This is a genomic window from Microbacterium sp. (assembly GCF_052099035.1).
GTDB lineage: Bacteria > Actinomycetota > Actinomycetes > Actinomycetales > Microbacteriaceae > Microbacterium.
The window spans coordinates 1-25,641 of sequence record NZ_JBQDSX010000043.1; the positions used below are offsets into that span (position 1 = coordinate 1).

Below are 25,641 nucleotides of genomic sequence, written 5' to 3' on the forward strand. Positions count from 1 at the left end.
CACGTCGCATCCAGCAGTTCCTCTCGCAGAACACCTACATGGCGAAGAAGTTCACCGGTGTCGAGGGGTCGACGGTTCCGCTCAAGGAGACCATCGAGTCGTTCGACGCGATCGCCAAGGGCGATTTCGACCACGTGGCAGAGCAGGCCTTCTTCAACGTCGGCGGCATCGGCGACGTGGAAGAGAAGTGGGCTCAGATCCAGAAGGAGAACGGCTGATCATGGCATTGCAGGTCAGCCTCGTCTCCGCAGACGCGGAGGTCTGGACGGGAGAGGCGTCGCTCGTCGTCGCCAAGACCGTCGAAGGCGAGATCGGCATCATGAGCGGTCACGAGCCGATCTTGGCGATCCTCGCCGAGGGTCAGGTGCGCATCACCCAGCTCGACGGCAGCAAGGTGCTCGCTAACGCTCAGGACGGTTTCCTCTCGATGGAAGGCAGCCAGCTGACGATCGTTGCGGGCAACGCCGCGCTCATCGCCTGAATCACTCATCGACAACGCGCTCGTCTGCCACCTCTGCGGTGGCAGGCGGGCGCTTTCTCGCCTGCACAGGTTCGTATGAAGATCCTTCTCCCTCCCTCCGAGACCAAGCGCATCGGTGGTGATGGGGCACCCCTGGAATTCGATTCCCTGGCGCTCGCATCACTCACACCGTTGCGCGAGCTCGTCGTCGATGCTCTCCGAGCGCTGGCCGAGGACCCTGAGCGTTCTCAACAGGTGCTCAAGCTCAGCGAGCGGCAGCTCGGCGAAATCGCGCACAACCACGCTCTGCGCACTGCGCCGACCATGCCCGCCATCGATCGCTACACGGGCGTCCTCTATGACGCATTGGATGCTGCGTCCGCGAGCAGTGCGTCACGGCGATGGATCGGACAGCACGTGTGGGTGCATTCGGCACCGTTCGGACCGGTCGGTGCGCTCGATGGCATCCCGGCATATCGGCTTGCCGCCGGAACAGCGCTTCCCGGCGTCGCGCCGCTGCGCAGGCACTGGGCGGATGCGGTGAACACCGCCATCGCGGAGGACCGGCCCTCATTCACCCTGGATCTGCGCAGCGAGGCATATGTCGCTCTCGGCCCGGTTCCAGCATCCATTCCTTCGGTCTACGTGCGTGTCGTGACGGAACAGGGTCGAGCGCTCAATCACTTCAACAAGAAGGCAAAGGGCGAGCTGGTCCGCGCCTTGGCGGAGGACAGGCCGCCTGCGCGAAGCTTCGCGGCGCTGCAGAAGTGGGCGACTTCTCGCGGAGTAACGCTCCGCATGGGACAGCAGCAGGGCATCGCCGAACTCGTCGTCGCGTCCTGACCGGTCCCGCGTGTGCCTGTTGCTCTCGTGCTGACTCACGCTAGTGTGTGTGACGCGATGTGAAATGCATCGCTGACTCCATGGAGGGGCTAATGGACTATTACGACTCAGGTGCTGCAGCAGCGATTATCGCAGCCGCGGGCCTTGTTATCTTTCTCTTCGCTGTCGTGGGCTATGTCCTGACATCGTGGTTCCTGATGAAGGTCTTCGAAAAGGCCGGTGTGCAGGGCAAATGGCGCGCCTGGGTACCGGTGTACAACAGCATGATCTTCTTGAAGCTCGGTGACATGAGCCCGTGGCTGATCCTGTATGCGATCGGTGCAAGCATCGTGCTCAGCTGGATCCCGCTCCTCGGGCAGATCATCCCGATCGCGATCGGCGTGGTGATGATCATTGCCGCGTACCGCGTGGGTCAGAAGCTGCAGAAGGAGGGCGCGTGGGTCGTCCTCTACATCTTCCTCTCGATCGTCTGGCTCGGCATCAACGCCTTCGACAAGTCGCGCTGGAACGCGCAGATCGCTCCGGCCCCGTGGGCCGGTAACGCCTTCTTCGCTGACCGCACGGTCTGGGACGGCGTGCCGGTCCAGCCCTCCGCCGCTCCCGCAGCGGGAGCAGCACCGGGATACGGCGCACCTCAGCAGGGCGGCTACCCGCAGCCCGGCCAGCCCGTCCAGGGTGGTTACCCGCAGCAGCCTGCGCCCGGATACCAGCCTCCGGCAGCTCCGTCGACTCCGCCGGCAGCGCCTTCGGCTCCGGTGACGCCCCCGCCGGCACCATCGACCCCGCCTGCGGCGCCGTCGACTCCGCCGACCACACCACCGCCGGCAGCTCCTCCGGCTCCGCCTGCACCTCCGGCGGATCCGAACCAGCCGCCTGCATGATCAATGACGAAGGGCCCTCGAGAAATCGGGGGTCCTTCGTCATTGATGCGCCGATGCTCCGATAGCGTAGGAACATGGACATGTCCCGCGCCGCCGCGCAGCGCCGCATCGGTTCCACTACGATGTGTGAGAGTCCCGCGGCTGTCCGAAACGCTGCGACTATCCCGGAGGCACCTTTTGTCTGAGACGACCACGCATACTCATAGCGTCGCCGTCGCCGATCAGGATAAGATCACCCTGACCTGGGCCGGGTCCACGGACACCGGGCGTCGACGCGACAACAATCAGGATGCATTCCTCGCGGAGTTTCCCCTGTTCGTCGTTGCGGATGGCATGGGGGGTCATGCTGGCGGCGAGGTCGCCAGCCAGTGCACGATCGAGCGGCTCCAGGAAGTCGTGAATTCGGGCACGGTGTCCACGGACGCGATCGAGGAGGCGCTCGAGCATGCTGTTGCGGATATCGCGTCCCACCCGGAGACCACTGATGAAGGAACCGGCACGACGCTGACCGGTGTGTTCTTCGACATGGTCGAGGGCGAGCCGCGCTGGGTGTCGCTGAATATCGGAGACTCGCGCGTTTACCTCCTGCGCGACCAGCGTCTCGTCCAGGTGACAACAGATCATTCGGTGGTGCAGGAGCTGATCAGCTCGGGCCGCCTGAGTCCGGAAGAGGCCGAGAGCCACCCGTACAGTAACGTGATCACCCGTGCGGTGGGTGCGAGTGAGCTCACGCCGCCTGACTACCTCGGCATCGAAGTCTTCGATGGCGACCGGTTCGTCATCTGCTCCGATGGGTTGACCAAAGAGCTCACCGACTACGGCATCCAGCACTTCCTCCGCGAGAAGGACGACCCGGCGGACGCCGTGGACGCGATGCTGGCTGCCGCTCTGGAAAACGGCGGCCGGGACAACGTCACGCTGATCGTCGTCAAGATCGAGCGCACCGGCGGGAGTACTGTCGCGGACGCCGATACCGTACGCGTCGAGACGATCGGCGACTCGTCCTCCACAGAACCGAGTTCTGAGAAATAGTCGTTCTGGCTGTGGAGAACCGTTCACGCTGATTCCGCATGCCCTGCAATGGGGTGATGGATCTTGAAGCACTGACCCTCCCGGCTTCGGCCGAGGAACCGCGTCGTCAGCCCGTTCCCGTGCTCGCAGCCGTCGTGCCGATCGCTGCCGGTGTGGTGCTGTGGCTGATCACCGGATCGATCTTCTCACTCTGCTTCGCAGCTCTCGGACCGCTGATGATCGGCGCATCGCTCCTCGACGGCGTGCGCAGCAGGCGGCGTGCGCGGCGCACGGCCGCGCAGGAGCAGACTGAAGGATGGCGGCGCGTCGAGCAGGAGCTGAAGAGGCAGCATCGTCGAGAGCGACGCGAACTGCGTCGCGCGCATCCGGATGCCGCATCCAGCGTGCAGGACCCGCCGCTGCGCGATCTGCAGCCCATCGATGAGACCACTCCGTTCGTCATCGGTTCCGGCGCTCGTCGCAGCGGCCTGCGGGTGACGGGTGACGACAGCGAACGTGCTCGTTCGTTCCGGGAACGCGCATCTCACGTTCTGGATGCTCCGATTCTCGTACCGGTCGGGCGCGGGGTGTGTCTGCGGGGGCCGCTGCCGATCGTATCGGCGGCCGCCCGTGCGCTCATCGTGCAACTGTGCCTGCGGCATGCGCCGTCACAGCTGGCCGTGAGCGGCGACAGCCTGGAAGCACTGGGGGTCAGCGGGTTTCCGCACACGGGTCGGCCCAGACGGGGTGCGTTCCGACTCGCCGTCGTCATCGGCGATGGTGATGGGGATGCCGCGGACGCTGCCGCGCAGATTCACCTGTGCGCACCAGGGGGTGAGATACCCGAGGGGATCACGACCGTCATCGACTGCTCCGACCCGCTGCACGCACGTCTGCGCACGGGGACGGGATTGGAGGACGTCGTGGTCGAGTGCCTGTCCCGTCCTCAGGCCATAGCCGTCGCGGCATCCAGCGCCGAGCGGGAGGGTGAGCTCGCGCAGCTGCCTGACACGGTTGCGCTGAACGAGCTCACCAGCGCCCCAGAAGGGGGCACCGGCCTTGCGGCTGCCATCGGACGGACAGAGAGCGCCGAGGTCGTACTCGATCTCGTCGATGACGGCCCGCATGCGATCGTGACGGGCATGACAGGCTCGGGAAAGAGCGAGCTTCTCGTCACCTGGATCACATCGATGGCACGGGAACACAGTCCCGAGAAGGTCGCCTTCGTCCTGGCCGACTTCAAAGGCGGAACGGCATTCGATCCGCTGCGCGACCTGCCACACGTGTCGGCTGTCATGACCGACCTCGACGAGGAGGGCGCGCGCAGGGGCGTGGAGAGTCTGACGGCAGAGCTTCGACGACGAGAGGCGGTGCTGGCAGCTCTTGGCGCGCGGAACATCGCAGAGTCCGAGGGGCGGCTCGGGCGCCTTGTCATCGTCGTGGACGAGTTCGCGGCGCTGCTTCAGGAACATGCCGATCTCGGCGTCGTGTTCACGGATATCGCCGCGCGCGGACGAGCGCTGGGAATGCACCTGATCCTCGGCACGCAACGGGCAGCCGGGGTGATCCGCGACGCCCTGGCGGCGAACTGTCCACTTCGGGTGAGCCTGCGCGTCACCGAGTCCGCCGACAGCCGATTGGTGATCGGATCCGATGACGCAGCCGAGCTCCCCGGCGGGGCAGCCTCTCGAGGACTGGCATTCGTACGGCGGCCGCAGGACGCTGATGCAGCTGCCGTGCGCATCGCGCTGACGGGCGCGGGTGACCTGCGCGCGATCGGTGCGCGGTGGGTAGGCGCCGAGACCCCGACGAGTCCGTGGTTGCCACCTCTCCCGCGACAGCTTTCGCTGGACGCGCTGGTGCGTGACAGCGGAGCGCACGAGAACGGGGAGCTGCTGCTCGGACTGTCCGATGAACCCGAACGGCAGCGTCAAGTGCCGTTCATCCTGCGGCCGGGAACAGACCGGGGGATCGCAGTTGTCGGGGGGAGCGGCTCCGGACGCACATCGGTGCTGCGGGCGTTGGCGGCACAAGGCCGTCAGACGGTCCTGATTCCCGCCGACCCGGAGCGGGCCTGGGACGCGATCGCCGCTCTCGAAGATGCGAATACCGCCGGCCCGCAGCTGGTGCTCTGTGACGACCTCGATCAACTGGTCGCGGGGTTTCCGGTCGAGCACGCCCAGGTGCTGCTCGAACGGCTGGAGAGGCTGATTCGGTCGGCGGCCGCGCGGCGTCGCACCGTCGTGATCGCGACGGGGAGAGTATCCGGGCAGATCGCACGGGTGATCGAGGCGCTCCCCACACGGATGCTGCTGCGGACCGGCACCAAGCTTGAGCACCTCGCTGCCGGCGGCGACAACGACGGCTACCGTCGTGACCGTCCGGCCGGTCGCGCCCGCATCGATGGCACCGAGATCCAGATCGCCTGGACCGACGCTCCGCTGGATGCCGTCGGCGAGACGCAGGTAACGGCATGGGCGCCGAGCGGCGACCTGGTCGGGGTGGTGGCGCCGGCCGCGCGTCGAGCCGTCGATACCCTGCGCGCGGCGCACCCCGAGTGCGAGGTGATTCCCGTAGCCGATCTGGTGCTCGATGCCTCGGCGGTGACGCGGGGGATCCTCGTCGGCGATGCGGAGAGCTGGCAGCGGCAGTGGCCGCTGTGGCAGCGCATGCGCACCGACGGCGAGATGCTCGTGCTCGCCGAGTGCGCGGCAGAGTTGCGCTCACTGGCCGGAGTCCGCGAGGTTCCTCCCTACGCCGAGACCCACAGGGGACGCGCGTGGAGCATGCATGACGGGCAGGCGCCGCGCCGAGTCGTGATCGCGCCCCTCGGCTCGGCAGAGGGGCGGTGACACGTAACAGGTCAGACGCGCGTCAGAGCACCGACTCGACCGGCTGCGCCTCCAGTCCGTGCGCGACCGCGACTCCTTCATTCACGATCGCTCCGGATGCGACGTTCAGCCCTGCGGCGAATGCCGGATCGGTGCCGAGAGCGCTGCGCCACCCGCGCGCCGCGATCTTGCGCACATACGGCAGTGTGGCGTTCGTGAGCGCCGACGTCGATGTGTTCGGCACGGCACCGGGCATGTTTGCCACGCAGTAGAACACCGTGTCATGAACGGCGAAGGTCGGATCTGCATGCGTGGTGGCGTGGGTGTCCTCGAAGCATCCGCCCTGATCGACGGCGATGTCGACGAGCACACTTCCCGGGCGCATCTGCGCGACCATCTCGTTCGTGACGAGCTTGGGCGCGCGTGCGCCGGGGATCAGCACCGACCCGATGACGAGATCGGAGTTCAGCACCGCCCGGCGCAGATCCAGGGGGTTGGATGCCGCGGTCTTCACACGTCCCGCGAAGAAGTCATCCAGCATCCTCAGCCGCGGGATATTCGTGTCGAAGACGGTGACATCCGCGCCCATGCCGCTGGCGATCACTGCGGCGTTCGCGCCAGCGACGCCACCGCCGATCACCGTCACTGTGGCAGGCCGGGTTCCCGGTACCCCCGACATCAGCAGTCCGAGGCCACCGTTCGAGCGCATCAGCGTGTTCGCTCCGACCAGCGGCGCAAGACGTCCGGCGACCTCGCTCATCGGGGCGAGCAGCGGAAGGCTGCCATTGGGGAGCTGCACCGTCTCGTAGGCGATCGCGGTGATCCGACTGTCGACGAGTCGGTCGGTCAGCGGTCGGTCTGCGGCGAGATGCAGGTACGTGAAGAGTGTGAGGTCATCGCGAAAGTAGTCGTATTCGCTCGCGATGGGCTCCTTGACCTTGAGTAGCAGCTCGGCGCGTGCCCAGACCTCGGCGGCGTCATCCAGCAGCGTCGCACCGGCATCGGCGTACTCGGCATCCGGCATCGACGAGCCGATCCCGGCGCCCGACTGCACGAACACGTCGTGCCCGGCAGAGACCAGATCGTGCACTCCAGCTGGTGTCAACGCAACGCGGTACTCATTGTTCTTGATCTCGGTGGGGACACTGATCCTCATCGTGACTTCCTCTCCACCCTCGCCATCGAGGGATCGTGCGGCCCCGGGGTCAGGGCATCAGATTCCGGCGCCGGGACGGATCATCCCGACGTCGCTCCCGCCACCGAGGACGGTGAGGGGAAGTGCTTCGGCCAGCGTCGCCACATCGGCATCGCCGAGGGCGCCGGCTCGTGCCAGCAGGGTTGCCGCGACGATCGTCGATGCGCGCGCTGCGCCATCGAGCATCTTCACGGCGACGGTGGCGCCGTTCGGGGCGACCATGACCATAATTCCCTCGGCTCCGCCCTTGGCGAAGACACCGAGGGTCTCGATCGCGAGAGTGTCGGGCTTTCCCGGCCCCTCGATCGTCCACGGGTTGTCCTTGACCGCGCGCACCAGAGTCCCGGCGACGCGGTGCAGCGCGAACGGAGACCGCTCGGAGGCTGTTCCGATGCGGTGGATGCCGCGGGCGAGCCCGGTCAGCGTCATGGCATGCACGGGCGCCCCGCAGCCATCGATCGACGTGTGTGCGATCTTCTCGCCGGTCAGTCGCTCGACGACCTCGCGGATGTGCAGCTGCAGCGGGTGCGACGGGTCGAGGTAACCCTGTGTTGGCCAGCCGGTGGCGACGCACGCACGCAGCATCGCAGCATGCTTGCCAGAACAGTTCATGCGAATACGGGCCGGCTGGCCGTGCTCGCGGACCAGGTCGTCGCGCGTTGCCGTGTCCCCGGGCCAGGCAGGGGGACAGGCCAGTGAATCCTCGGTCAGGCCACCAGCGGCGAGAACCTCGCGGACGACATCCGCGTGGCGGTCGGTCCCGGTGTGGCTTGCCGTCGCCATGGCGAGCTGCTCTCCCGAGAGATCGGCCCCTGCGGTGACGCACGCCACGGCCTGCAACGGCTTCAGGCTGGAGCGCGGAAGGAAGAGCGCATCGGGATTGCCGAGTCTGCGGACGACTTCGCCGTCAGGGGAGAGCACGATCGCCGCGCCGGCATGGCGCGATTCGACGAAACCGCTCCTCTCGACAACAGCGAGTTCGACAGCATCCGCGACAGTGAGAGTCTCCAGCACCCGACAAGCCTATCCTCTGTCAGACTTGCGGCATGGGACTCGGCGAACACGACTATGCGCTGACCGCGACCTGGACCGGCGACCTGGGCACGGGCACGAGCGGGTACCGCGAGTACTCCCGCGACGTCACGCTCTCGGTCGAGGGCAAGCCTGACCTTCTGGCATCGGCCGACAAGCCGTTCCGGGGCGATCCTGGGCGTTGGAACCCGGAGGACATGCTGCTGGGAGCATTGGCCGAGTGCCACCTGCTGTCGTACCTGCACGCGTGCGTGAGCGCAGGCGTCGTGGTCGTCTCCTACCGGGATCGGGCCACCGCGGTGATGACCGAGGACGGCCGCAGCGGCGGTGCGTTCACGGATGTGCTGCTGCGTCCCGAAGTGGTCGTCGCGGATGCGTCGATGATCGCGGCCGCCGAGCGCGCACACGATGATGCGCACCGGATGTGCTTCATCGCGAACTCGGTCAACTTCCCGGTGCGCCACGAAGCGACCGTCACATCGCGCTGACCCTCAGCGTCGTTCGTGCGGGAAGGCCTGTTTGATCTTCTCGATCGCGCCCTGCGCGGCCGGCTCGTTGTAGATTCCGGCGAGTTCCTGACCACTGAGCGCGTGGATGCCGGCCATGATCTCATCGGTTGCCAGGCGACGCGCCTTGCCGCTGTTCGCCGGTCCGTGCACGGACACGTCGATCGGGTCCCCGAAGCGCACCGTGATGCGCTCTGTCATCGACGGCATCTTCGCACCCTTGGGCATGACCTTGTCGGTTCCGATCAGGCCGACGGGAACCACGGGCGCCCCTGTCTGGAGCGCGAGGAACGCCACCCCGGTGCGTCCCTTGTACAGACGCCCATCGGTGGAACGGGTCCCTTCGGGGTAGAGCGCGACGGTCAGACCCTCGTCCAGAAGCTGGCGCTGCTGATCGAGTGCATCCAGAGCGGCCTGGCCGGCGCCGCGACGCACGGGGATCGCCCCGATCGACTCGAAGAACGAGCGCTTGAGGGCACCGGAGAAGCCACGTCCCTCGAAATACGACGACTTGGCGAGGAAATGCACGGGGCGGGGAGCGGCTACGGGAATGGCGATGGAGTCGATGAAGGACAGGTGATTGCTCGCGAAGATCACGGGGCCGTCTGTGGGGACCTTCTCGCGTCCCTCGACTCTCGGGCGGTAGATGAGCCGGGCTAGTGGGGTGATGATCGCACGCCCGAGGGCATATGTCGCACCGGCGCGATGCGGAGTCGCAGCGTCGTGCTGTGTCTCTGCCGGGGACGTCTCGGGAGTCGGCTCAGGGAGGCCGGACGGCGCAGAGGTCATCAGATCAGGCTACTCCGAGATTCATTCCGATCCGGGAATGCGGATGCCGTGGTTCCTTGCCACTCAGCAGGAGCAAAGGCAGGTGCGGCAGTATTGGGAGGTCCCCGCTTACGATCCGAGGTATCACTGTGCGCACACGCTCGCTCCTGGCTCTGTCCACCATCACCGCAGCCACACTTCTGCTGGCAGGGTGCACGGGTACCGCCGGCACGACCGGAGACGACGCCGATGCCGCAGCCACTGATCTGTGCGCGGCGACGGTCGAATCCGGAGACGCGGCAGAGAACGTCACGGTCGATGGGGAGTTCGGCACAGCATCCACCGAGACGTTCGATCTCGGCCAGACGGTCGAACAGGCGCAGCGGGCGGTTCTCACCGAGGGCGATGGCGCCAAGATCGCTGAGGGTGACTACGTCAGCTACGCGCTCAGCGCGTTCGATGGCGACTCCGGCGAGCGGCTCGGCGATGCCGGGTACGCCGAGGGCGAGCTTCTTCCCGCGCAACTGACCGCCGATGCTCCGCTGGGCCAGCTCATCGGCTGCGCGACGGTGGGCTCGCGCCTGTCGGTCGTGTTCCCGACGACAGACGCTGCCGCAGCCCAGTTCTACGTTCTCGATGTGCTCGATGTCGTCCCGGCCGCAGCTTGGGGCGAAGAGCAGGCTGCCGTGGACGGCATGCCCGCTGTCACTCTTGCCGATGATGGCGAACCCAGCATCGAGATCCCTGAAGGTGATGCGCCCACTGACGTGCAGATTTCTGTCCTCAAGCAGGGCGACGGCATCGAGGTCGGCGACGGCGACACCACCCTGTTGCAGTACTACGGCGTCGACTGGGCAACGGGGGAGAGCTTCGACTCATCGTGGGCCAATGCGGGTCCGATGTCGATCGACGGCAACACCTACGTCCCTGGATTCGTGCAGGCGCTCGCAGGTCAGAAGGTCGGCTCGCAGGTGCTCGTCGTGATTCCCCCGGCACAGGGGTACGGCGAAGAGGGCACCAGCGATCACGAGCTCGCAGGCAAGACACTGGTGTTCGTGGTCGACATCCTCGCCACGATGCACCCTGCCACCTCGTAAGCCGTTCGGCGGGGCATAGGCTGGCGGCATGCGTCGCATCATCGTCCTCGGCTCCACAGGTTCCATCGGCACCCAGGCGCTGGAGGTGATCCGCGCCAATCCCCGCAGATTCGAACTGGTCGGGGTCGCCGCGGGAAGCAATGCCGAGATGCTCGCCGAACAGGCGGAGCAGTTCCAGGTGGAGCACACGGCTCTGGGAGCCGAGCAGGCCGAGCAGCTCGTTCGCGATGTCGACGCCGACGTGGTGCTCAACGCAATCACCGGCTCCATCGGCCTCGGCTCGACACTCGCGGCGCTCAAAGCCGGGCGCACACTCGGGTTGGCGAACAAGGAATCGCTGATCGTCGGCGGTGAACTGGTCACTGCGGCAGCCGCTGAGGGGCAGATCGTTCCTGTCGACTCCGAGCACTCCGCGCTCGCGCAGGCGCTGCGGTCGGGAACCCATGATGAGATCAGGCGCCTCGTGGTTACAGCATCCGGCGGACCGTTCCGCGGACGCAGCCGCCGTCAGATGGAGGACGTCACACCCGCCCAGGCGCTCGCGCATCCGACCTGGAACATGGGACGGGTCGTCACCACGAACTCGGCGACGCTTGTGAACAAGGGCCTCGAGGTGATCGAGGCGCACCTGCTGTTCGACGTCGACTACGACGACATCCAGGTCGTGGTGCATCCGCAGTCCATCGTTCACTCGATGGTCGAGTTCATCGACGGGTCGACCATCGCGCAGGCCTCACCGCCCGACATGCGGTTGCCGATCTCGCTCGCACTGGACTGGCCGCACCGGATCGGCGGTGTCGGTCGGCCGCTGGATTGGACGCAGGCGACCAGCTGGGACTTCGAGCCGCTCGACGATGAGGCATTCCCCGCCGTCGCCCTCGCGAAGAGCGTCGGGCGGGCGGGCGCGACATTCCCCGCAGTTTTCAACGCCGCCAATGAGCAGGCCGTGGATGCCTTCCACGACGGGCACCTGTCGTTCCTCGGCATCGTCGACACGGTCGCTCGCGTTGTCGACGCGCATGACGCACCGGGCGCGCTGACGGTCGAGTCACTGGCGGATGCCGAGGACTGGGCGCGTCGGACAGCCGATCAGTCTATTGCCGGGCGGTAGTCGTCGTTTCGACTCGTCGCTGGCGCTCCTCGCTCAACGCGTTTCGTCTCGCTTCGCTCGCTCAACGACCCGGGGAATGACGGGCGACTTCTGCGGGTCGTTGAGCGGAGGCAGCGGAGCAGCCGAAGACGAAGCGGGGTGAGCGAGCGCCAGCGAGTCGAAGCCGTTCCTTCGTCGAAGCCGTACCCCCGCCAAACCTCAGTCGTCGTAGGGGACGGGCCAGTGCGGCTCGGGCACCGGCCATCCGGCATCCCGCAGTGCACGGCGCGCGAGCTCCCTGGCCGAGTACGGCGTGCGAGCTCCGCGGATATCGCGGTAGTCCTGGTGGCCGGGACCGGCCCACAGGATCGCATCGCCGTCGCCGACCATGCCGACGGCGGCGATGATGGCCTTCTCCGGTGGAGAGAACTCGTGGATCTCAGCATCCGGCTGTGCGTCGCGTGCCCCCTCGATGAGGGTGGCGCGGATCGACGTCGGGTCCTCGAACCGCGGGTGGTGGTCGGTGATGACGAGGATGTCGCTGCCTTCGACCGCCGTGCGCCCCATGTCGAGGCGCTTGGTGGCGTCACGGTCGCCATCGGCGCCGAACAGCATGAGCGTGCGTCCTGGCGTGACCCGGCGGACAGCGGCGAGCGTCTTCACGAATGCATCCGGGGTGTGTCCGAAGTCGACGTACACGGCAGGGCCCCGTTCGCCGGATACCAGTTCGGTGCGCCCGGGCAGGTACGCGTCGATCTGGCCGTCGCGGCTCAGCGCGTCGACGATGCGGTCCCAGGCGTAGCCGCCCTCGAGCAGCATGACGATCGCGAGGGCGGCGTTGGCGGCCATGTGCGGACCGATGACGGGAACAACCGTGGTGAGCGTGCGCCGTTCGGGTCCCGACATCGTGAAGCGGGTGCCGCGCTGGCGCTCCTCCTCGATCGTGACGACCCAGTCCGCCTGCGATGCGGCATCCGGGTCTGCGGCGATGGCCGGGGTCCCCACGGTCACCACGGGGATCTCGGAGGCCGCGACGACGTCGACGCCGGAGGCGGAATCGAGCGAGATCACCGCGCGGCGCGCGCGATCGGGGCGGAACAGTGGGAGCTTCGCGGCGAAGTACTCCTCCATGTCGGCGTAATCGTCGAGATGGTCGTGGGAGAGGTTGGTGAAACCGGCGACGTCGAAGACGATGCCGTCCACGCGGCGGCGGGACAGCGCCTGGGCGCTCACCTCGACGGCGACGGCCTCGACCTGTCGCTCGCGCATGAGCGCCAGCAGGGCATGGGTCTCGGATGCTTCGGGGGTGGTGAGCCGGGAGATGATGACGTCCCCGGCGATGTGGCGCTCCGCCGTGGAGGAGAGTCCTGAGACGACGCCGAGCTGGCCGAGGATGCCGGCGAGCAGGTGCGTGACACTGGTCTTGCCGTTCGTGCCGGTGGTGGCGAACAGGAGCGGGAGGTCATCGTCCGCCCCGGTGCCGTAGACCCAGGCGCTCAGCGCACCGAGAACGCCACGAGGATCGTCGACGATCACGATCGGAAGACCCGAATCGGCCGCGATGCCCGCGCCATCCGCGTCGGTGACGATCGCGACGGCGCCCTTCTCCGCTGCAGCAGTGGCGAATGCCGCACCGTGCTGGTTGACACCGCGGATGGCGACGAACACCTCTCCGGCGCGGAGGTCCGCGGTGGCGAGAGTGATTCCAGTGAGGATGACACCGTCGATCTCACCGCGGGTGGCGGTGCCGAATCGAGCGGCGAGGTCCGCCAGGGCCCGCTGTGGCGGGGCGACAGGACGGAGCACAGGAGGAAGGCTGGGCTGAGTAGACATAGCCCTTCAATGATCTCACGCGCGGTCTCGGGGGTGCGCCGGATAACCACCCCGGCGCGCCCCCGAGACGGATGTCAGCGCACGGGTCCGTTGGATGCGCGACGGGATGCGCGGATCGCGATCACCAGCGCGGCGACGCCGGCCAGAAGCCCCGCTGATCCGAGAGCGATCCCGATGCCGGATGCTGGGCCGGCCGTCTCCTGCGCAGCATCCGATTCTGCGCCTTCGGCGTGCTCGCCGTGACCGGCATCCGATCCGTTGTCTGTCGCGTCGGTGACGGTGACGACGGGGGCGGGGGAGTCGAGGGCGTGCGGATCCTGACCATCCTCGGCGATCTCCACCCACTCGTTCGTGCCGGTCTCGCACTGCTGTTCGACGGGGAAGACGAGCGATTCGGGTGCGTCCTCACCGAGTCGTACCGCCATCGTCACCGCACCCCGCAGGTCATGCGCGACAGGGGTGGCGGCGGTATAGGTGACTGCCGAGACGAGACCGTTGTCTGCTCGTTCGACGGCGACGTCCCACATCGCATCCACGGTGGGGGAGACCGAGGTGAGACCCTCGGGCATCGTGATGCGCAGCGCTGTGGTGGGTGAATTCTCGCAGCCGTGGGTGAACGAAAATGTGAGGACGGCGGAGCCCTCCGGTTCGACGGCGTCCGGACTGACGCCGACATGTGCCTGTGCGGCGGCGGGGGCTGCGAGCACGAGGCCGGCGGCGAGTGCGGCGATGAGTGCGCCGCGGTGGGTCTTCAACATGGTTTCTCCTTGAACATGCGCAGAGTCGTCTCTGCGTGCGGGCGCGCTGAAATTGCGCGAACCGCGGGATAGGTGACATGTCTGCGCCCGATCCGCCGGATGAGGCGGATCAGCCGCGGGAGAAGACCGGTGGACCCCGCCTGGAGATATCCCCGACCCGGATTATCTGGATGATGAGGCGCGCTGTGCGCGACACCGATGGCGGCGCCGGCCATGCAACCTGGGGGTGCGGCATGCGCGCGCGCAGCACGGCGCGCACCCATCTGCCGATGGCACGCAGCATGCTCTCGCCGCGCCAGAGCAGAGCGATCGTGAATACGGCGGCGATGACGTGGGCGCCGAGCATCCCGGAATCCGCCGCGACCGTGCCGGATGCGGTTCCGAGCGAGAGCACGTGCTGGTGTCCGGCACTCGCGATGGTCGGGGTGACCGTCGCGTTCAGCGCGACGAAGAGAGCATGGAACACCGCCTGTGAGAGCAGCACGGCGCCGCCCAGACGCAGAAGGCTCGGGCGGCTTCCGACGAGGAGCGCGGCGAGTGGGGTGAGGAAGACGCTCAACGCCAGAATAAGCAGCGGATGAGGTGCGATTCCGCCGCCAATGGTGTGCGACACTGCGGCGATGATCGTCGCGACAGTCGATGCGGCGGCGCCACGGAGGAGTCGCAGCTGCCGGGAAGTCACGGCCCCAGCTTATGCGGCGGATTCCTAGTTCGTGCCCAGTAGCGTGGGGACGTGGAAATCCTCCTCTACGTCGTCGGCATTCTCTTCATGCTGATCGGACTGGGCCTGTCGATCGGGCTGCATGAGATCGGGCACCTCGTGCCCGCGAAGCTGTTCGGCGTGCGCGTGGGGCAGTACATGATCGGCTTCGGCCCCCGTCTGTGGTCCAAGCGGATCGGTGAGACGGAGTATGGAGTCAAAGCCCTGTCTGTCGGTGGTTACATCTCGATGTCGGGGATGTATCCGGCATCCGATGGCAAGCCGGTGCGCGGCCTGTTCGCCTCTCTCGTGCAAGATGCCCGCTCGGCGAATGACGAGACGATCGCCGATGGTGCCGAGGAGCGGGTGTTCTACCGGCTTCCGGTCTGGAAGCGGATCATCGTCATGCTCGGCGGGCCTGCGATGAACCTCATCCTTGCGGTGATCATCTTCACCGTGCTGGCTTCCGGTATCGGACTGCAGCAGGGCACGACCACGATCGCCGGTGTCACCGAGTGCGTGCTGCCGGCCGGCACGACGCAGACGGAGTGCGAGCCGGGCGACCCGGCCTCGCCCGCGGCGGAAGCCGGTGTGCTGCCGGGCGACGTCCTCGTGTCGGTTGCGGGAACGCGGGTGTCCGACTTCGCCGAGGCGACCGAGATCGTGCAGGCATCTCCGGGGAAGAGCCTGGACGTGATCGTCTCGCGCGATGGGGAGGACGTGCACCTGTCGATCACCCCGATCTCGGCCGAGCGATCGCTGACGGATGCTGGCGGCCAACCGAAGCTTGACTCGGACGGCAAGCAGATCGTCGCCGAAGTGGGGTACGTCGGGATGAGCTCGCAGATGGGCTTCGTGCCGCAGCCGATCGGCACCGGCGCGGCCCTGGCGGGGGAGAACGTCGGACGCGTTGCCGAGCTGATCGTGCAGCTTCCCGTCAAGCTGTGGAACGTCGGCTCGTCGCTCGTGACGGGCGCTGACCGCGACCCCGACGGGCCGCTCAGCGTCGTCGGCGTCGGTCGCCTTGCCGGCGAAGTCGCAGCGACGGATGCTCCGGTCCTGAACCGCTTCGTCTTCCTGCTGAGTCTGCTCGGTTCGCTCAACGTCGCCCTGTTCGTCTTCAACCTCATCCCGCTGCTGCCGCTGGATGGCGGACACGTCGTGGTGGCGCTGTGGGACGGCATCCGTAAAGCCTGGGCGAAGCTGTTCCGCCGGCCTCCGCCGGTGCCGGTGGATGCGACCCGGCTCGTGCCGCTCACTATCGTCGTGGCGGTGCTGATGATCGCGATGGGAGCACTGCTGATGTTCGCGGATGTGGTGAACCCGGTGAATCTGCTCCAGTAGCCTTGGGGGCTCGTCAGGCGAAGGCGTGCCCGATGAGGCGCTCGAGCGTGCGGATGCCGTCGCGAGAGAGGATCGACTCCAAGTGCCCCTGCACGCTGGCGAAGTGCTCACCTCGGAGGGCATAGACGTCGCCGGTGGTCCTGTCGGCGGACACTTCGGCTTCGAGTGAGGCTCCTGGCGTGCCGTCCGACAGTCCGGTGAACACGCCCACATGCTCAGTCTCGGGGGCGACCCGGGCGGTGAACGTGTTGTAGAAGCCGATTGAAGCGTCTTCACCGAAGATCGGCACCGTCTTCTGCAGGCCCTGGTGCGGGGCATCCAACGGCACGAGATCGATGCCGAGGCTGTCGGCAAGGATCTGATGGCTGAGGCACACGGCGAGCAGGGGAGCGCCCTGCGTGATCCGCCGGGCGACAACTTCGCTCATGCGGGAGATGCGCTTCGACCCGACATCGCGGGGGTCGCCGGGCCCAGGCCCCGCGACGAGCAGATCCGCGCCGTCGATGTCGGCGTCCGTTGCCGCATCCCACGGCACGATCTTCACATCGAGACCGAGGTGGTGCAGCTGGTGCGCGAGCATCGTGGTGAAGCGATCTTCGGCATCGACGACGAGCGCCGAGCGGCCGGTAAACGGGCCGATGACATCGTCTTGCTGCGGGTTGAGCCAGAACTCGGCTAAACGCGAGTTGCGTGAGGCGAGGAGGTCAGCGACCTCGGGGTCATCGGCGAGGTTCGTCGGCGCGGTCGGCTCATCCGGGTCGGCCTTCACCGGGGGAGCGACGCTGATGTCGCGCGCGATGGCGCCGATGGCGCCGAGAACGCCCGCGGCCTTGCCATGGGTCTCACTGACCTCGCCATAGGGATCGGAGTGACGCACCAGCGTCGCCCCGACGGGAACGCCCAGGTGACCGTTCTCCAGATACACGGTGCGGATGAGGATCGGCGCGTCGAGGTCGTGACCGCCATCGTCGTTCGGAGTGAACAGCGCGGCGACGCCGGAGTAGTAGCCACGCGGTTTCGTCTCATGGCGCTGGATGACTGCGCACGCGTTCTGCATCGGCGAGCCGGTCACTGTCGGCGCAAACATCGTCTCTCGGAGGATATCGCGGGGGTCGAGGCGACTGCGGCCGCGCAGCATGTATTCGGTGTGAGTGAGGCGGGACATCTGCTTGAGGTGCGGTCCGGTGATGCGCCCGCCGTCCGAGCACACCGCGCTCATCATCTTGAGTTCCTCATCGACGACCATGAAGAGCTCTTCGGTCTCTTTCGTGGAGGAGAGGAAATCCACCAGCGTCTCCTTGGTGGCACCGCCGGCGGGGTGGCGGAACGTGCCCGAGATCGGGTTCATCGTGACGATGCCGTCGCGGGCGACGACGTGGGCCTCCGGGCTGGCGCCGACTGCGATGTGGCCGGGGGTGACGACGGCGAACGTCCAGTAGGCGCCGCGCTCATGAGCGAGCAGCGCACGAAACCAGGTGAGGGCAGTGGTCACTTCATCGGCGTCGACCGTCGCCGTGTAATCTCTGCGGATCACGAAGTTCGCACCCTCTCCACGGCCGATCTCCTCGGAGATGACACGCGTGACGACCTCGGCGTAGTCTTCATCGCTGATGTCGAATCCGGCGTCTGCCAGCGGGATCGGATCGGTGGGGAGGGCTGCGAGCACCTCATCGAGTGGGAGGTACCGGTGCTCGTCGACGAGCAGACAGCGAAGCGGGGTACCGTCATCCGTCGCCACGAATCCGCGTTCGCGCACCTGACGGTAGGGGACCATCGCGAAGACCTCGCGCGGAGTCCCGTCGACGGTGAGCGGGATGTCGGCAAGAAGGTCGACGTCCGAGATCGGGCCGGTGAGGAGCTCGACGCTGTCCATTCCATCGCGGGCGATCAGCACGAAGGACGCGTCGGCGTCGCGGCGCAGTTCGGCGAGCAGGGCTGCGGTATCGGTCATCGATGTCTCCTGTGCAGTGCTCCGGCTCGGGCAAACGAAAAGACCGCCCCGGAGGCGGTCTGAATTCGTGGATTGCGAACGCACCGCCTAGACGGCGGGCCACCAGGTGGTTGTACGCATGGGCTGAAACTATCACAGTGCGGCGTGCCGCCTGCGCCACTTCCAGCCCTCGCCCGGCAGAGCCGCGTAACCTTGAGGTGTGCCTGCAGTCAATCTTGGGATGCCTAAGGTCCCCGAAGTCCTCGCCCCTCGTCGCAAGACCCGCCAGATCAAGGTCGGAAAAGTTCTTGTCGGCGGCAATGCTCCCGTCAGCGTCCAGTCGATGACGACGACGAAGACGACAGACATCAACGGGACTCTGCAGCAGATCGCAGAGCTCACGGCGTCCGGATGCGAGATCGTGCGCGTGGCCGTCCCCCATCAGGATGATGCGGACGCGCTGAAGATCATCGCCATGAAGAGTCAGATCCCGGTGATCGCCGACATCCACTTCCAGCCCCGCTACATCTACACGGCTATCGACGCCGGCTGCGGCGCGGTGCGCGTGAACCCCGGCAACATCCGTGAGTTCGACGGCAACGTCGGCAAGATCGCTGAGGCGGCCAAGGCTGCCGGAGTCTCGCTGCGCATCGGTGTGAATGCCGGTTCGCTCGACAAGCGCATTCTCCAGAAGTACGGCAAGGCCACAGCCGAAGCGCTCGTGGAGAGTGCCGTGTGGGAGGCATCGCTGTTCGAGGAGCACGACTTCCACGACTTCAAGATCTCGGTCAAGCACAACGACCCGATCGTCATGGTCAAGGCATACCGCCAGCTCGCCGAGCGAGGCGACTGGCCGCTGCACCTCGGCGTCACCGAGGCAGGCCCGGCGTTCCAGGGGACGATCAAGTCGGCGACGGCGTTCGGGATCCTGCTCTCCGAGGGCATCGGCGACACGATCCGTGTCTCGCTGTCAGCGCCTCCAGCCGAAGAGGTCAAGGTCGGACACCAGATCCTGCAGTCGCTGAATCTGCGTGAGCGCAAGCTCGAAATCGTGTCGTGCCCGTCCTGCGGGCGCGCACAGGTCGACGTGTACACGCTCGCCGATAACGTGACCGAAGGTCTGAAGGATCTGACCGTTCCGCTGCGTGTCGCGGTGATGGGGTGCGTCGTGAATGGCCCGGGCGAGGCCCGCGAAGCCGATCTCGGCGTCGCTTCCGGCAACGGCAAGGGGCAGATCTTCGTCAAGGGCGAGGTCATCAAGACCGTGCCCGAGGCAGATATCGTCGCTACCCTCATCGAGGAAGCGAACCGCATCGCCGCCGAGATGGGCCCGGACGCGCAGCTCGGCACCGCCCAGGTCGTAACCGCCTGATGTCCGCAACGCTCGTCTCGTTCCCCTCTGGTGACGTCCGCCGTGCGAGCACTGTCTCGTACGCTCACCCCCATCCCGATGGTGCGGTTATCGTGGTGGCGGAGACGCCGTTCCATCCGGTCGATCACACCTGGCCGGATCAGCCGGGGGATGCCGGCACTGTCAGTGCCGGCGCTGACGCTGTGGCCGTCGTAGAAGCCGTCATGGCCGCCGTCAGCGATGACGGGTCATTTGCTGTCGGCAGCGACATTCCGGTCAAGCGCGGTGCGGAGGGCTGGACGTGGCTGGTCGGGCACCGTCTCGCCGTCACCGAGGTGCCGGAGTGGCTCGCGCCCGGAGCATCGATCTCACTCGACGTGGATGCCGCACGTCGCGGCGGTCTGAGCCGCGGCCACACCGCCTGCCACCTCGCCTCGCTCGCGCTGGATCTCGCCGTCGCAGATCTGTGGCGCAAAGATCCCGGTGCCGATGCCCTCGGCAACCCGGACTTCGAGGGGCGCGCGAACCAGTCCAGCCGCATCCACGAGGACGGTAGCGTCGACGAGTACCGGCTGGGGAAGAGCCTGCGCAAGGCAGGATTCGATACCGAGATGTTCGCTGCGACTCTTGCCGAGCGCCAGGAGCGCGCTAATGCGCAACTGGCGGCATGGGTCGCATCGGGCGCGCCGAGCGCCATCGAGGCCGATGGGCCGACGATCATCGACCGTCGCAGGTGGAAATGCGCATTGCCCGAGGGGGATGCCGTGATGCTGTGCGGCGGGACGCACGTGACATCGCTGAACGATTTCGGGTCGATCACGGTGTCGCTGGACCTCCCCGACCCGCAGACGCTGGTGATGACGACCACCGTCGTTCCTGCATCCTGACTGGATCGAGAGGCACCGCATGCTGCTGAACGCAGTCGAGAGCGGTTCCGGCGAGCGGATCATGCTGCTCCTGCACGGGATGATGGGGTCCGCCGAGAGCTGGTGGCGGGTGGCATCCGCGCTGTCGGCGAGCGAGTGCCGCGTGATCGCGCTCGATCTTCCCGGTCATGGGGATTCGCCTCGCGATGCGAGCAGCACTATCGAATCGGCCGCCGACGCTGTCGTCGAGACGCTGTGGCGGATGACCGGCGGCAGGCCGATCTCGGCGATCGGCCACTCTTACGGCGGAACGGTTCTCGCAGCAGCTGCTGCTCGTCTGCCCATTGATCTCGCGGTGTACGTCGACACGAGCTGTTCGTTCATCGGCGGCGCCGATCGTGAGCAGCTCACCGCCCAGTACGCCGCCGATCGTGCACGACGACGGGACGCCGTTTGGTTGCGGACAACGAGACCGTACTACAGCGAGCAGGATGCTCTCGTTGAAGCCCGCGCAGCGGAGAAGTTCGATCCAGCCACTGCTGCTTCGATCTCGTCGGGGGCAGATGTGTCGTATCCGCCGGGATCCGGTTCGATTCTCGTCCGTGCGGAGCCCAGTTCATTCGTCACGGACGATGATGCGCGCAGCCTCTCTGGACGCGGCGTCGACGTGCGCAGCATCCCAGGCGCCGCACACACTGTCTGGTACAGCCATTGCGACGAGTTCGTGGCGGCGCTGCCCGAGGTGTTCAACGATGACGGACCCATCCGGCCGATATCGTCGTAGCCGTGATGATGCATGACGGCGAGCTTCTCATCGACAAGCAGATCGCGCGCGGCCTGATCGATGAGCAGTTTCCGCAGTGGCGGTCGGAGCCGATCCATGCGGTCGCGGGTGCAGGCACGGTGAACGTGATCTTCAGGATCGGTGACGACCTCGCGGCCAGGTTCCCGCTGGTTATGGATGCTGCAAATGACACGAGATCATCACTGACACGCGAAGCGTCGACGATGCGGGAACTCGCCGAGGTCTGTCCTGTGGCTACGCCGTTGCCGGTTGCGATCGGTGCGCCCGGAGTGGGGTACCCGTCGCCATGGTCGGTGCAGACCTGGGTCCCGGGCGACGTGGCGACGCCCGTGGCCCTCGCGCACTCGCACGTGTTCGCGGGCGATCTCGTCGACCTCGTCGAGTCGCTCCGCCGCGCGGATACTCAGGGTCGCGCGTTCTCAGGCGAGGGGCGCGGCGGGAACCTGCAGGACTCCGATGAGTGGGTGGAACTGTGTTTGACCGAGAGTGAAGGTCTGCTTCCGGTCGACGAGCTGCGTGCGATGTGGCGCCGGTTCCGCGAGCTTGCAGCCCCTGGCACGGCCGTGATGACGCACGGCGATCTCACCCCGCCGAATCTTGTTCTCGCGGGGGAGCGGCTCGGCGGGGTCCTTGATGGTGGGGGCTTCGCTCCAGCTGACCCGTCACTGGATCTGGTGGTCGCGTGGCATCTGCTGGATGCTGATGCCCGCACGACCTTCCGCGCAGGGATCGGAAGTGATGAGCTCGAGTGGCAGCGGGGTGCTGCATGGGCGTTCCAGCAGGCGATGGGACTCGTCTGGTATTACGTCGACTCGAACCCCGCCATGAGCGCGTTGGGACGCAGCACGCTGGAGCGCCTCGTTGCCACATACGGTCAGACGTCGCGCTGAGGTTGAAGTCTGATCTCGTGAAATCTGGCGGATGCTGCGGCGGTGCTCGACGCCACCTGCTCTGGCGCACGCGTCCGCCAGAGACGATCGAGCACTACCGTCCGGCCGAAGGCTATCGTTGCAACGTATAGCGAGCTGACGACGGAGAAGGAACTTGTTCCTCCGCATGCGTCTCGCACTTAAGGTCGTGCTCACATCTCGAACTCCCCGACGGCGGTCGCGGAAACCCAGTTCAACGCGCAGGAAGGAAGTGCCAACCGCCCGTAGGGAGGAGGCGCTTCCTATCCTCTTGAATGATCAGACGACGTCCTGCTTGACGGCAGTCTGGATGGGTTGGTGCTGGATGTCGCTCCATGAGATTGCGGCATAGCCAGCGACTCCTGCACGTTTGCCCGCGAGTTCGGTGAAGCGGTGATGTGCGAGGTTGTTGTCATCGAGTTCGGTGACGTCGATCATGATGACGTCGACGTCGCGTGCCCGTTCGAGCTCGAAAGCGGCGTGGAGCCGTCGTGACTCGTTGTATGCGGTGTGCCGGAGGCGGTTGCCAAGCTGCGGAGCGCATCGGTAGGCGATGATGAGATGCCGAAGAACGGCCTGCGTCCTGATGGCGCTGAACGCCGCGCTGGCCTGGTCGTGCAACGCGTGCCTGATGTATCGACCCGGACCGAGACCTCTGAGATCAGCGCCCCAGATTAGACATGCGACGGGGTGCGTCGCCTCATCGCCCTGCGGGGGCAGCTGGGAGAAGATGTCATCCCCACGATACGAAATCGCCGTGGTCATAGCCGACATGTCATCCTGATTGGATCGTTGTTTTCTGAGGTCATGCCGTGGTTCGCTCGGCTTGTGTAGCGGCGGTGATGAATGAGACAGCGTCGCCCGTACCGTCCTCGGTGCTCATCTGCGCTGCGGTGGCGCGAGCTTGTCCTGTGCAGTCCATGGAAGCGGCGAGGGCTGCACAGACGCGTTCGGGGCTTAGTCGGTTTTTGTGTAGCGGAGCCGGTGCGAGTCCGAGTTGTTGAAACTGATGTGCCCAGAAGGGCTGGTCGGCGAGGAAAGGCACGACGACCGAGGGGATGCCCGCGCGGGCGACGGCGTGGGTGGTCCCCGCACCGCCATGGTGAATGGCTGCGACGGCACGAGGGAGGACGGCCTCGTGCGACACGGATGTCGTGACAGACACGTCAGGTCCCAGGCAGCGCACGGGGGGTTGCAACCCGCCCCACCCGGTGGCGACGAGAACGCGCAAACCTGCGCGACGAGCACCTTCGATGATCGCTTCGGCTCTGGCTGAAGCGTCTCCACCGGTCATCGATCCGAAACCGGCGTAGATGAAAGGCGCCTCGTCGTCGATGAACGCCGCGAGATTCGTGTCGTCGACGCGGAGCCGTGATGATCCGTGCCAGTCGCCGGTGATACGTGCTGTTGCTGGCCAATCCGCGGGACGTGGGAGCAGGCTCGGGCTGATGGCGACGAGCGATGCATCCGGGGTCGGGATCCTTCCGTCAGGGACCCCCAGCCGACGGCGCGCAGCACGAACATCCGCTGCGAACATAGCGCCAGCCATATTGACGGCACGGTAACTGGCGCGATTGAGCATCGGTCCCAGTGATCGAGAAGCTATTCCGGCGGCCGGGAACTGTGAAGTCGGCGTGAGTGTGGGAGTCAGCTCCACGGTCAGGTAAGGGATGTCGTGACGTGCGGCGACGACGGGCGCAGTGAGAACCTTCGGGTGCGAGACGATGATGTCTGGATTCCACCCCATGCCGACTTCCACAAAGGTGCGCAGTGCACGGCTCATCGCAGGCCTAACCGTCTCCCGAAAGGCGGTGATGGCAGAAGATCCAGGGGCCGGTGCGAGATCCGCGAAGCGGATACCAAGACTGACGGCATCGAGCCCCTGAGTGTCGACCTCTTGCTGATCAGGGACAGCGATCCGTACGGTGATCCCGGCGCGGTGGGCTGCTCGTGCCAGGTGCACGAAAGGCTCCACGTCGCCACGGCTCCCCATGGTGGCCAGGAGCAGCCGTGGTGGCCGCCTCCGCCATGTTGATTGTGTCATCGGTTCGGGGCCGTTCTGGTCGCGTTGCGGGTCACTGCATTGCCGCCGACCAGACTTCCCGGCACACCGAGAGATCACACTAGTCCTTCTTTAGCGAACGCGAAACCCCGTCCTCGGGCGACGGTGGCCATGGAGCGCGGAGCGGCGCAACCATACCACTGGCCTCGGTCGGAGGGGGCGCCGCGATGATCAGACGAGCGCTCCCACCCCGATGGCTCAACGGAGGCACCGCCGAGGTTGGATCGTAGCTCGCGCTGTCACGGATCCACGGCCGTCTTTGGTGGCACATCCTGGTAGATGTCTGGGGTCCCGTCACCGTCTTCGTCGATCATTTCTGCGCGTGCGATTGCGCGATAGCGCCGGTTCCGCGCGATCAAGATACTCGAGGCGAAGAGCGACGCAAGAAGGGAGGCGATCATGATCGCGATCTTCGCGTCATCGCCGTGCGTGCTTTCCGCGCCAAAGCTGAGTTCCGCGATGAGGAGCGAGACGGTGAATCCGATTCCCGCGAGCAATCCGACACCGATGAGGTCGATCCACCGCAGCGCTGGGTCGAGCCTGACTCTGGTCGTCAGGGTTAGGAGACGCACGGATACAACAATGCCGAGGGGTTTGCCGAGGACAAGCCCGACCACGATGCCGATCGTGACGGGGTCGGTGGCAGCGCGGAGGACGCCGTCGACGCCGCCGATGGATACTCCCGCGGCGAAGAACGCGAATATTGGTACGGCGAAGCCGGCGGAGAGTGGGCGGAAGCGGTGTTCGAACTCTTCCGCGAGACCGGGGCGCGATGAAGGGTTGGGATCTTTCCTGATTGGCCGCACGGGGATGGTGAACGCCAACACGACTCCTGCGATCGTCGCGTGAATTCCCGAAGCATGCAGGAATGCCCACGCGATGAAGCCGAGTGGGAGCAGGATGAGCCAGGCTGCGAACGCCCTCTCACGGAAGAACGTCCGATACCGCTGAGCGAGGACGCCGTAGACCGCGATGAGGGCGACCGCGATGAGCAGCGCGATCATGTCGATGTCGGTGGTGTAGAACACGGCGATGATGAAGATCGCGATGAGGTCGTCGACGACGGCGAGGGTGAGGAGGAACACCCGCAGGGGGCTCGGCAGGTGCGAACCGATCAGTGCGAGAACCGCGACGGCGAAGGCGATGTCGGTCGCGGTGGGGATCGCCCAACCTTCACGTAAGGACGGCTGCTGCCACACGATCGCGGCGTAGATGAGAGCCGGAACGACAACTCCGCCGACAGCAGCTGTGATGGGCACGATGGCCGTGCCGAAGCGACGGAGATCGCCTGCGACGACCTCGCGCTTGAGCTCAAGTGAGTATTCGACGGCATGGGTGCCACTGAATATTGCGGTTGGGTGCCAGTCGAT

The 25,641-nt window shown here is 66.3% G+C and carries 23 protein-coding genes and 1 pseudogene; 14 read left to right on the forward strand and 10 right to left on the reverse strand.

Features of this window, described 5'->3' with window-relative positions:
• The 6 genes and pseudogenes from ACTIAO_RS12560 to ACTIAO_RS12585 all read left to right on the forward strand — a co-directional run.
• Nucleotides 1-218 (forward strand): annotated as a pseudogene (locus tag ACTIAO_RS12560) (F0F1 ATP synthase subunit beta); the annotation flags it as partial.
• A gap of 2 nt (nucleotides 219-220) precedes the next feature.
• The gene (locus ACTIAO_RS12565) at nucleotides 221-481 is read left to right on the forward strand and encodes a F0F1 ATP synthase subunit epsilon (protein ID WP_404438918.1); all 261 of its coding nucleotides are present in this window, start codon (nucleotides 221-223) and stop codon (nucleotides 479-481) included.
• 75 nt (nucleotides 482-556) lie between these two features.
• A complete protein-coding gene (locus ACTIAO_RS12570; RefSeq protein WP_441906564.1) occupies nucleotides 557-1,303 on the forward strand; it encodes a YaaA family protein in 747 nt (248 codons plus the stop codon).
• 92 nt (nucleotides 1,304-1,395) lie between these two features.
• Nucleotides 1,396-2,184: a large exoprotein gene (locus tag ACTIAO_RS12575; RefSeq protein WP_441906565.1), complete on the forward strand. Its 789-nt coding sequence runs from the start codon at nucleotides 1,396-1,398 to the stop codon at nucleotides 2,182-2,184.
• 177 nt (nucleotides 2,185-2,361) lie between these two features.
• On the forward strand, nucleotides 2,362-3,216 hold the full coding sequence (locus tag ACTIAO_RS12580) for a PP2C family protein-serine/threonine phosphatase (protein WP_441906566.1): 855 nt from the start codon (nucleotides 2,362-2,364) through the stop codon (nucleotides 3,214-3,216).
• 56 nt (nucleotides 3,217-3,272) lie between these two features.
• The gene (locus ACTIAO_RS12585; protein WP_441906567.1) at nucleotides 3,273-6,047 is read left to right on the forward strand and encodes an FtsK/SpoIIIE domain-containing protein; all 2,775 of its coding nucleotides are present in this window, start codon (nucleotides 3,273-3,275) and stop codon (nucleotides 6,045-6,047) included.
• Between the two features lie 22 nt (nucleotides 6,048-6,069).
• Here the strand turns inward: ACTIAO_RS12585 and ald are convergent, their stop codons facing one another.
• Both ald and ACTIAO_RS12595 read right to left on the reverse strand, forming a co-directional pair.
• Complete coding sequence (gene ald / locus ACTIAO_RS12590) at nucleotides 6,070-7,182, reverse strand: alanine dehydrogenase (protein WP_441906568.1); 1,113 nt, start codon at nucleotides 7,180-7,182, stop codon at nucleotides 6,070-6,072.
• 57 nt (nucleotides 7,183-7,239) lie between these two features.
• Nucleotides 7,240-8,235 carry an asparaginase gene (locus ACTIAO_RS12595; RefSeq protein WP_441906569.1) on the reverse strand — a complete coding sequence of 332 codons (996 nt, stop codon included), beginning with the start codon at nucleotides 8,233-8,235 and terminating at the stop codon, nucleotides 7,240-7,242.
• 32 nt (nucleotides 8,236-8,267) lie between these two features.
• Here ACTIAO_RS12595 and ACTIAO_RS12600 point away from each other — a divergent pair, with 32 nt between their 5' ends.
• Nucleotides 8,268-8,741 (forward strand): OsmC family protein, encoded by a 474-nt coding sequence (locus ACTIAO_RS12600; protein ID WP_441906570.1) that lies wholly within the window; start codon nucleotides 8,268-8,270, stop codon nucleotides 8,739-8,741.
• 3 nt (nucleotides 8,742-8,744) lie between these two features.
• Here ACTIAO_RS12600 and ACTIAO_RS12605 read toward each other — a convergent pair whose 3' ends face one another.
• Nucleotides 8,745-9,548, reverse strand: coding sequence for a lysophospholipid acyltransferase family protein (locus ACTIAO_RS12605; protein WP_441906571.1), 804 nt, complete (start codon nucleotides 9,546-9,548; stop codon nucleotides 8,745-8,747).
• Between the two features lie 128 nt (nucleotides 9,549-9,676).
• On the opposite strand from ACTIAO_RS12605, the gene ACTIAO_RS12610 reads away from it, so the two are divergent.
• Complete coding sequence (locus tag ACTIAO_RS12610) at nucleotides 9,677-10,624, forward strand: FKBP-type peptidyl-prolyl cis-trans isomerase (protein WP_441906572.1); 948 nt, start codon at nucleotides 9,677-9,679, stop codon at nucleotides 10,622-10,624.
• Nucleotides 10,625-10,652: 28 nt separating this feature from the next.
• Nucleotides 10,653-11,735, forward strand: a complete 1,083-nt coding sequence (gene dxr, locus ACTIAO_RS12615; protein ID WP_441906573.1) for a 1-deoxy-D-xylulose-5-phosphate reductoisomerase — start codon at nucleotides 10,653-10,655, stop codon at nucleotides 11,733-11,735.
• Nucleotides 11,736-11,933: 198 nt separating this feature from the next.
• On the opposite strand, the gene ACTIAO_RS12620 is transcribed toward dxr, so the two are convergent.
• The 3 genes from ACTIAO_RS12620 to ACTIAO_RS12630 all read right to left on the reverse strand — a co-directional run bounded on the left by ACTIAO_RS12620 (nucleotide 11,934) and on the right by ACTIAO_RS12630 (nucleotide 14,987).
• Nucleotides 11,934-13,547: a Mur ligase family protein gene (locus ACTIAO_RS12620; protein ID WP_441906574.1), complete on the reverse strand. Its 1,614-nt coding sequence runs from the start codon at nucleotides 13,545-13,547 to the stop codon at nucleotides 11,934-11,936.
• Between the two features lie 74 nt (nucleotides 13,548-13,621).
• Complete coding sequence (locus ACTIAO_RS12625; protein ID WP_441906575.1) at nucleotides 13,622-14,305, reverse strand: YcnI family copper-binding membrane protein; 684 nt, start codon at nucleotides 14,303-14,305, stop codon at nucleotides 13,622-13,624.
• A gap of 109 nt (nucleotides 14,306-14,414) precedes the next feature.
• Nucleotides 14,415-14,987: a hypothetical protein gene (locus ACTIAO_RS12630; RefSeq protein ID WP_441906576.1), complete on the reverse strand. Its 573-nt coding sequence runs from the start codon at nucleotides 14,985-14,987 to the stop codon at nucleotides 14,415-14,417.
• Nucleotides 14,988-15,038: 51 nt separating this feature from the next.
• Between ACTIAO_RS12630 and ACTIAO_RS12635 the strand changes: the two genes are divergently transcribed.
• Nucleotides 15,039-16,349, forward strand: a complete 1,311-nt coding sequence (locus tag ACTIAO_RS12635; protein ID WP_441906577.1) for a M50 family metallopeptidase — start codon at nucleotides 15,039-15,041, stop codon at nucleotides 16,347-16,349.
• A 13-nt stretch (nucleotides 16,350-16,362) separates the two neighbouring features.
• Here ACTIAO_RS12635 and ACTIAO_RS12640 read toward each other — a convergent pair whose 3' ends face one another.
• Nucleotides 16,363-18,300 carry an anthranilate synthase family protein gene (locus tag ACTIAO_RS12640; protein ID WP_441906578.1) on the reverse strand — a complete coding sequence of 646 codons (1,938 nt, stop codon included), beginning with the start codon at nucleotides 18,298-18,300 and terminating at the stop codon, nucleotides 16,363-16,365.
• 199 nt (nucleotides 18,301-18,499) lie between these two features.
• Here ACTIAO_RS12640 and ispG point away from each other — a divergent pair, with 199 nt between their 5' ends.
• Genes ispG through ACTIAO_RS12660 form a run of 4 tightly spaced genes read left to right on the forward strand, consistent with a single transcriptional unit; the run spans nucleotide 18,500 to nucleotide 22,191 of the window.
• On the forward strand, nucleotides 18,500-19,651 hold the full coding sequence (gene ispG, locus ACTIAO_RS12645; protein WP_441906579.1) for a flavodoxin-dependent (E)-4-hydroxy-3-methylbut-2-enyl-diphosphate synthase: 1,152 nt from the start codon (nucleotides 18,500-18,502) through the stop codon (nucleotides 19,649-19,651).
• Nucleotides 19,651-20,517 (forward strand): hypothetical protein, encoded by an 867-nt coding sequence (locus ACTIAO_RS12650; RefSeq protein WP_441906580.1) that lies wholly within the window; start codon nucleotides 19,651-19,653, stop codon nucleotides 20,515-20,517. Before ispG ends, ACTIAO_RS12650 begins: the two co-directional genes overlap by 1 nt.
• 19 nt (nucleotides 20,518-20,536) lie before the next feature.
• On the forward strand, nucleotides 20,537-21,280 hold the full coding sequence (locus tag ACTIAO_RS12655) for an alpha/beta fold hydrolase (protein ID WP_441906581.1): 744 nt from the start codon (nucleotides 20,537-20,539) through the stop codon (nucleotides 21,278-21,280).
• A 5-nt stretch (nucleotides 21,281-21,285) separates the two neighbouring features.
• Nucleotides 21,286-22,191: an aminoglycoside phosphotransferase family protein gene (locus ACTIAO_RS12660; protein WP_441906585.1), complete on the forward strand. Its 906-nt coding sequence runs from the start codon at nucleotides 21,286-21,288 to the stop codon at nucleotides 22,189-22,191.
• 297 nt (nucleotides 22,192-22,488) lie between these two features.
• Here ACTIAO_RS12660 and ACTIAO_RS12665 read toward each other — a convergent pair whose 3' ends face one another.
• The 3 genes from ACTIAO_RS12665 to nhaA form a co-directional block, all read right to left on the reverse strand.
• On the reverse strand, nucleotides 22,489-22,974 hold the full coding sequence (locus tag ACTIAO_RS12665) for a hypothetical protein (protein ID WP_441906582.1): 486 nt from the start codon (nucleotides 22,972-22,974) through the stop codon (nucleotides 22,489-22,491).
• 40 nt (nucleotides 22,975-23,014) lie between these two features.
• On the reverse strand, nucleotides 23,015-23,992 hold the full coding sequence (locus ACTIAO_RS12670) for a glycosyltransferase (RefSeq protein ID WP_441906583.1): 978 nt from the start codon (nucleotides 23,990-23,992) through the stop codon (nucleotides 23,015-23,017).
• A 518-nt stretch (nucleotides 23,993-24,510) separates the two neighbouring features.
• Nucleotides 24,511-25,641 (reverse strand): Na+/H+ antiporter NhaA (gene nhaA / locus ACTIAO_RS12675; protein ID WP_441906584.1); only part of this gene is annotated, 1,131 nt, incomplete at its 5' end.

Excerpts from the sequence above, each read along its gene's own strand:
- ACTIAO_RS12605 (WP_441906571.1), bottom strand. The coding sequence starts at position 9,548 with ATGACCTCTGCGCCGTCCGGCCTCCCTGAGCCGACTCCCGAGACGTCC.
- ACTIAO_RS12565 (WP_404438918.1), top strand. The coding sequence starts at position 221 with ATGGCATTGCAGGTCAGCCTCGTCTCCGCAGACGCGGAGGTCTGGACG.
- ACTIAO_RS12665 (WP_441906582.1), bottom strand. The coding sequence starts at position 22,974 with ATGACCACGGCGATTTCGTATCGTGGGGATGACATCTTCTCCCAGCTG.
- ACTIAO_RS12620 (WP_441906574.1), bottom strand. The coding sequence starts at position 13,547 with ATGTCTACTCAGCCCAGCCTTCCTCCTGTGCTCCGTCCTGTCGCCCCG.
- dxr (WP_441906573.1), top strand. The coding sequence starts at position 10,653 with ATGCGTCGCATCATCGTCCTCGGCTCCACAGGTTCCATCGGCACCCAG.
- ACTIAO_RS12640 (WP_441906578.1), bottom strand. The coding sequence starts at position 18,300 with ATGACCGATACCGCAGCCCTGCTCGCCGAACTGCGCCGCGACGCCGAC.
- ald (WP_441906568.1), bottom strand. The coding sequence starts at position 7,182 with ATGAGGATCAGTGTCCCCACCGAGATCAAGAACAATGAGTACCGCGTT.
- ACTIAO_RS12585 (WP_441906567.1), top strand. The coding sequence starts at position 3,273 with ATGGATCTTGAAGCACTGACCCTCCCGGCTTCGGCCGAGGAACCGCGT.
- ACTIAO_RS12625 (WP_441906575.1), bottom strand. The coding sequence starts at position 14,305 with ATGTTGAAGACCCACCGCGGCGCACTCATCGCCGCACTCGCCGCCGGC.
- ACTIAO_RS12575 (WP_441906565.1), top strand. The coding sequence starts at position 1,396 with ATGGACTATTACGACTCAGGTGCTGCAGCAGCGATTATCGCAGCCGCG.
- ACTIAO_RS12670 (WP_441906583.1), bottom strand. The coding sequence starts at position 23,992 with ATGAGCCGTGCACTGCGCACCTTTGTGGAAGTCGGCATGGGGTGGAAT.
- ACTIAO_RS12600 (WP_441906570.1), top strand. The coding sequence starts at position 8,268 with ATGGGACTCGGCGAACACGACTATGCGCTGACCGCGACCTGGACCGGC.
- ACTIAO_RS12660 (WP_441906585.1), top strand. The coding sequence starts at position 21,286 with ATGATGCATGACGGCGAGCTTCTCATCGACAAGCAGATCGCGCGCGGC.
- ACTIAO_RS12650 (WP_441906580.1), top strand. The coding sequence starts at position 19,651 with ATGTCCGCAACGCTCGTCTCGTTCCCCTCTGGTGACGTCCGCCGTGCG.
- ACTIAO_RS12655 (WP_441906581.1), top strand. The coding sequence starts at position 20,537 with ATGCTGCTGAACGCAGTCGAGAGCGGTTCCGGCGAGCGGATCATGCTG.
- ACTIAO_RS12570 (WP_441906564.1), top strand. The coding sequence starts at position 557 with ATGAAGATCCTTCTCCCTCCCTCCGAGACCAAGCGCATCGGTGGTGAT.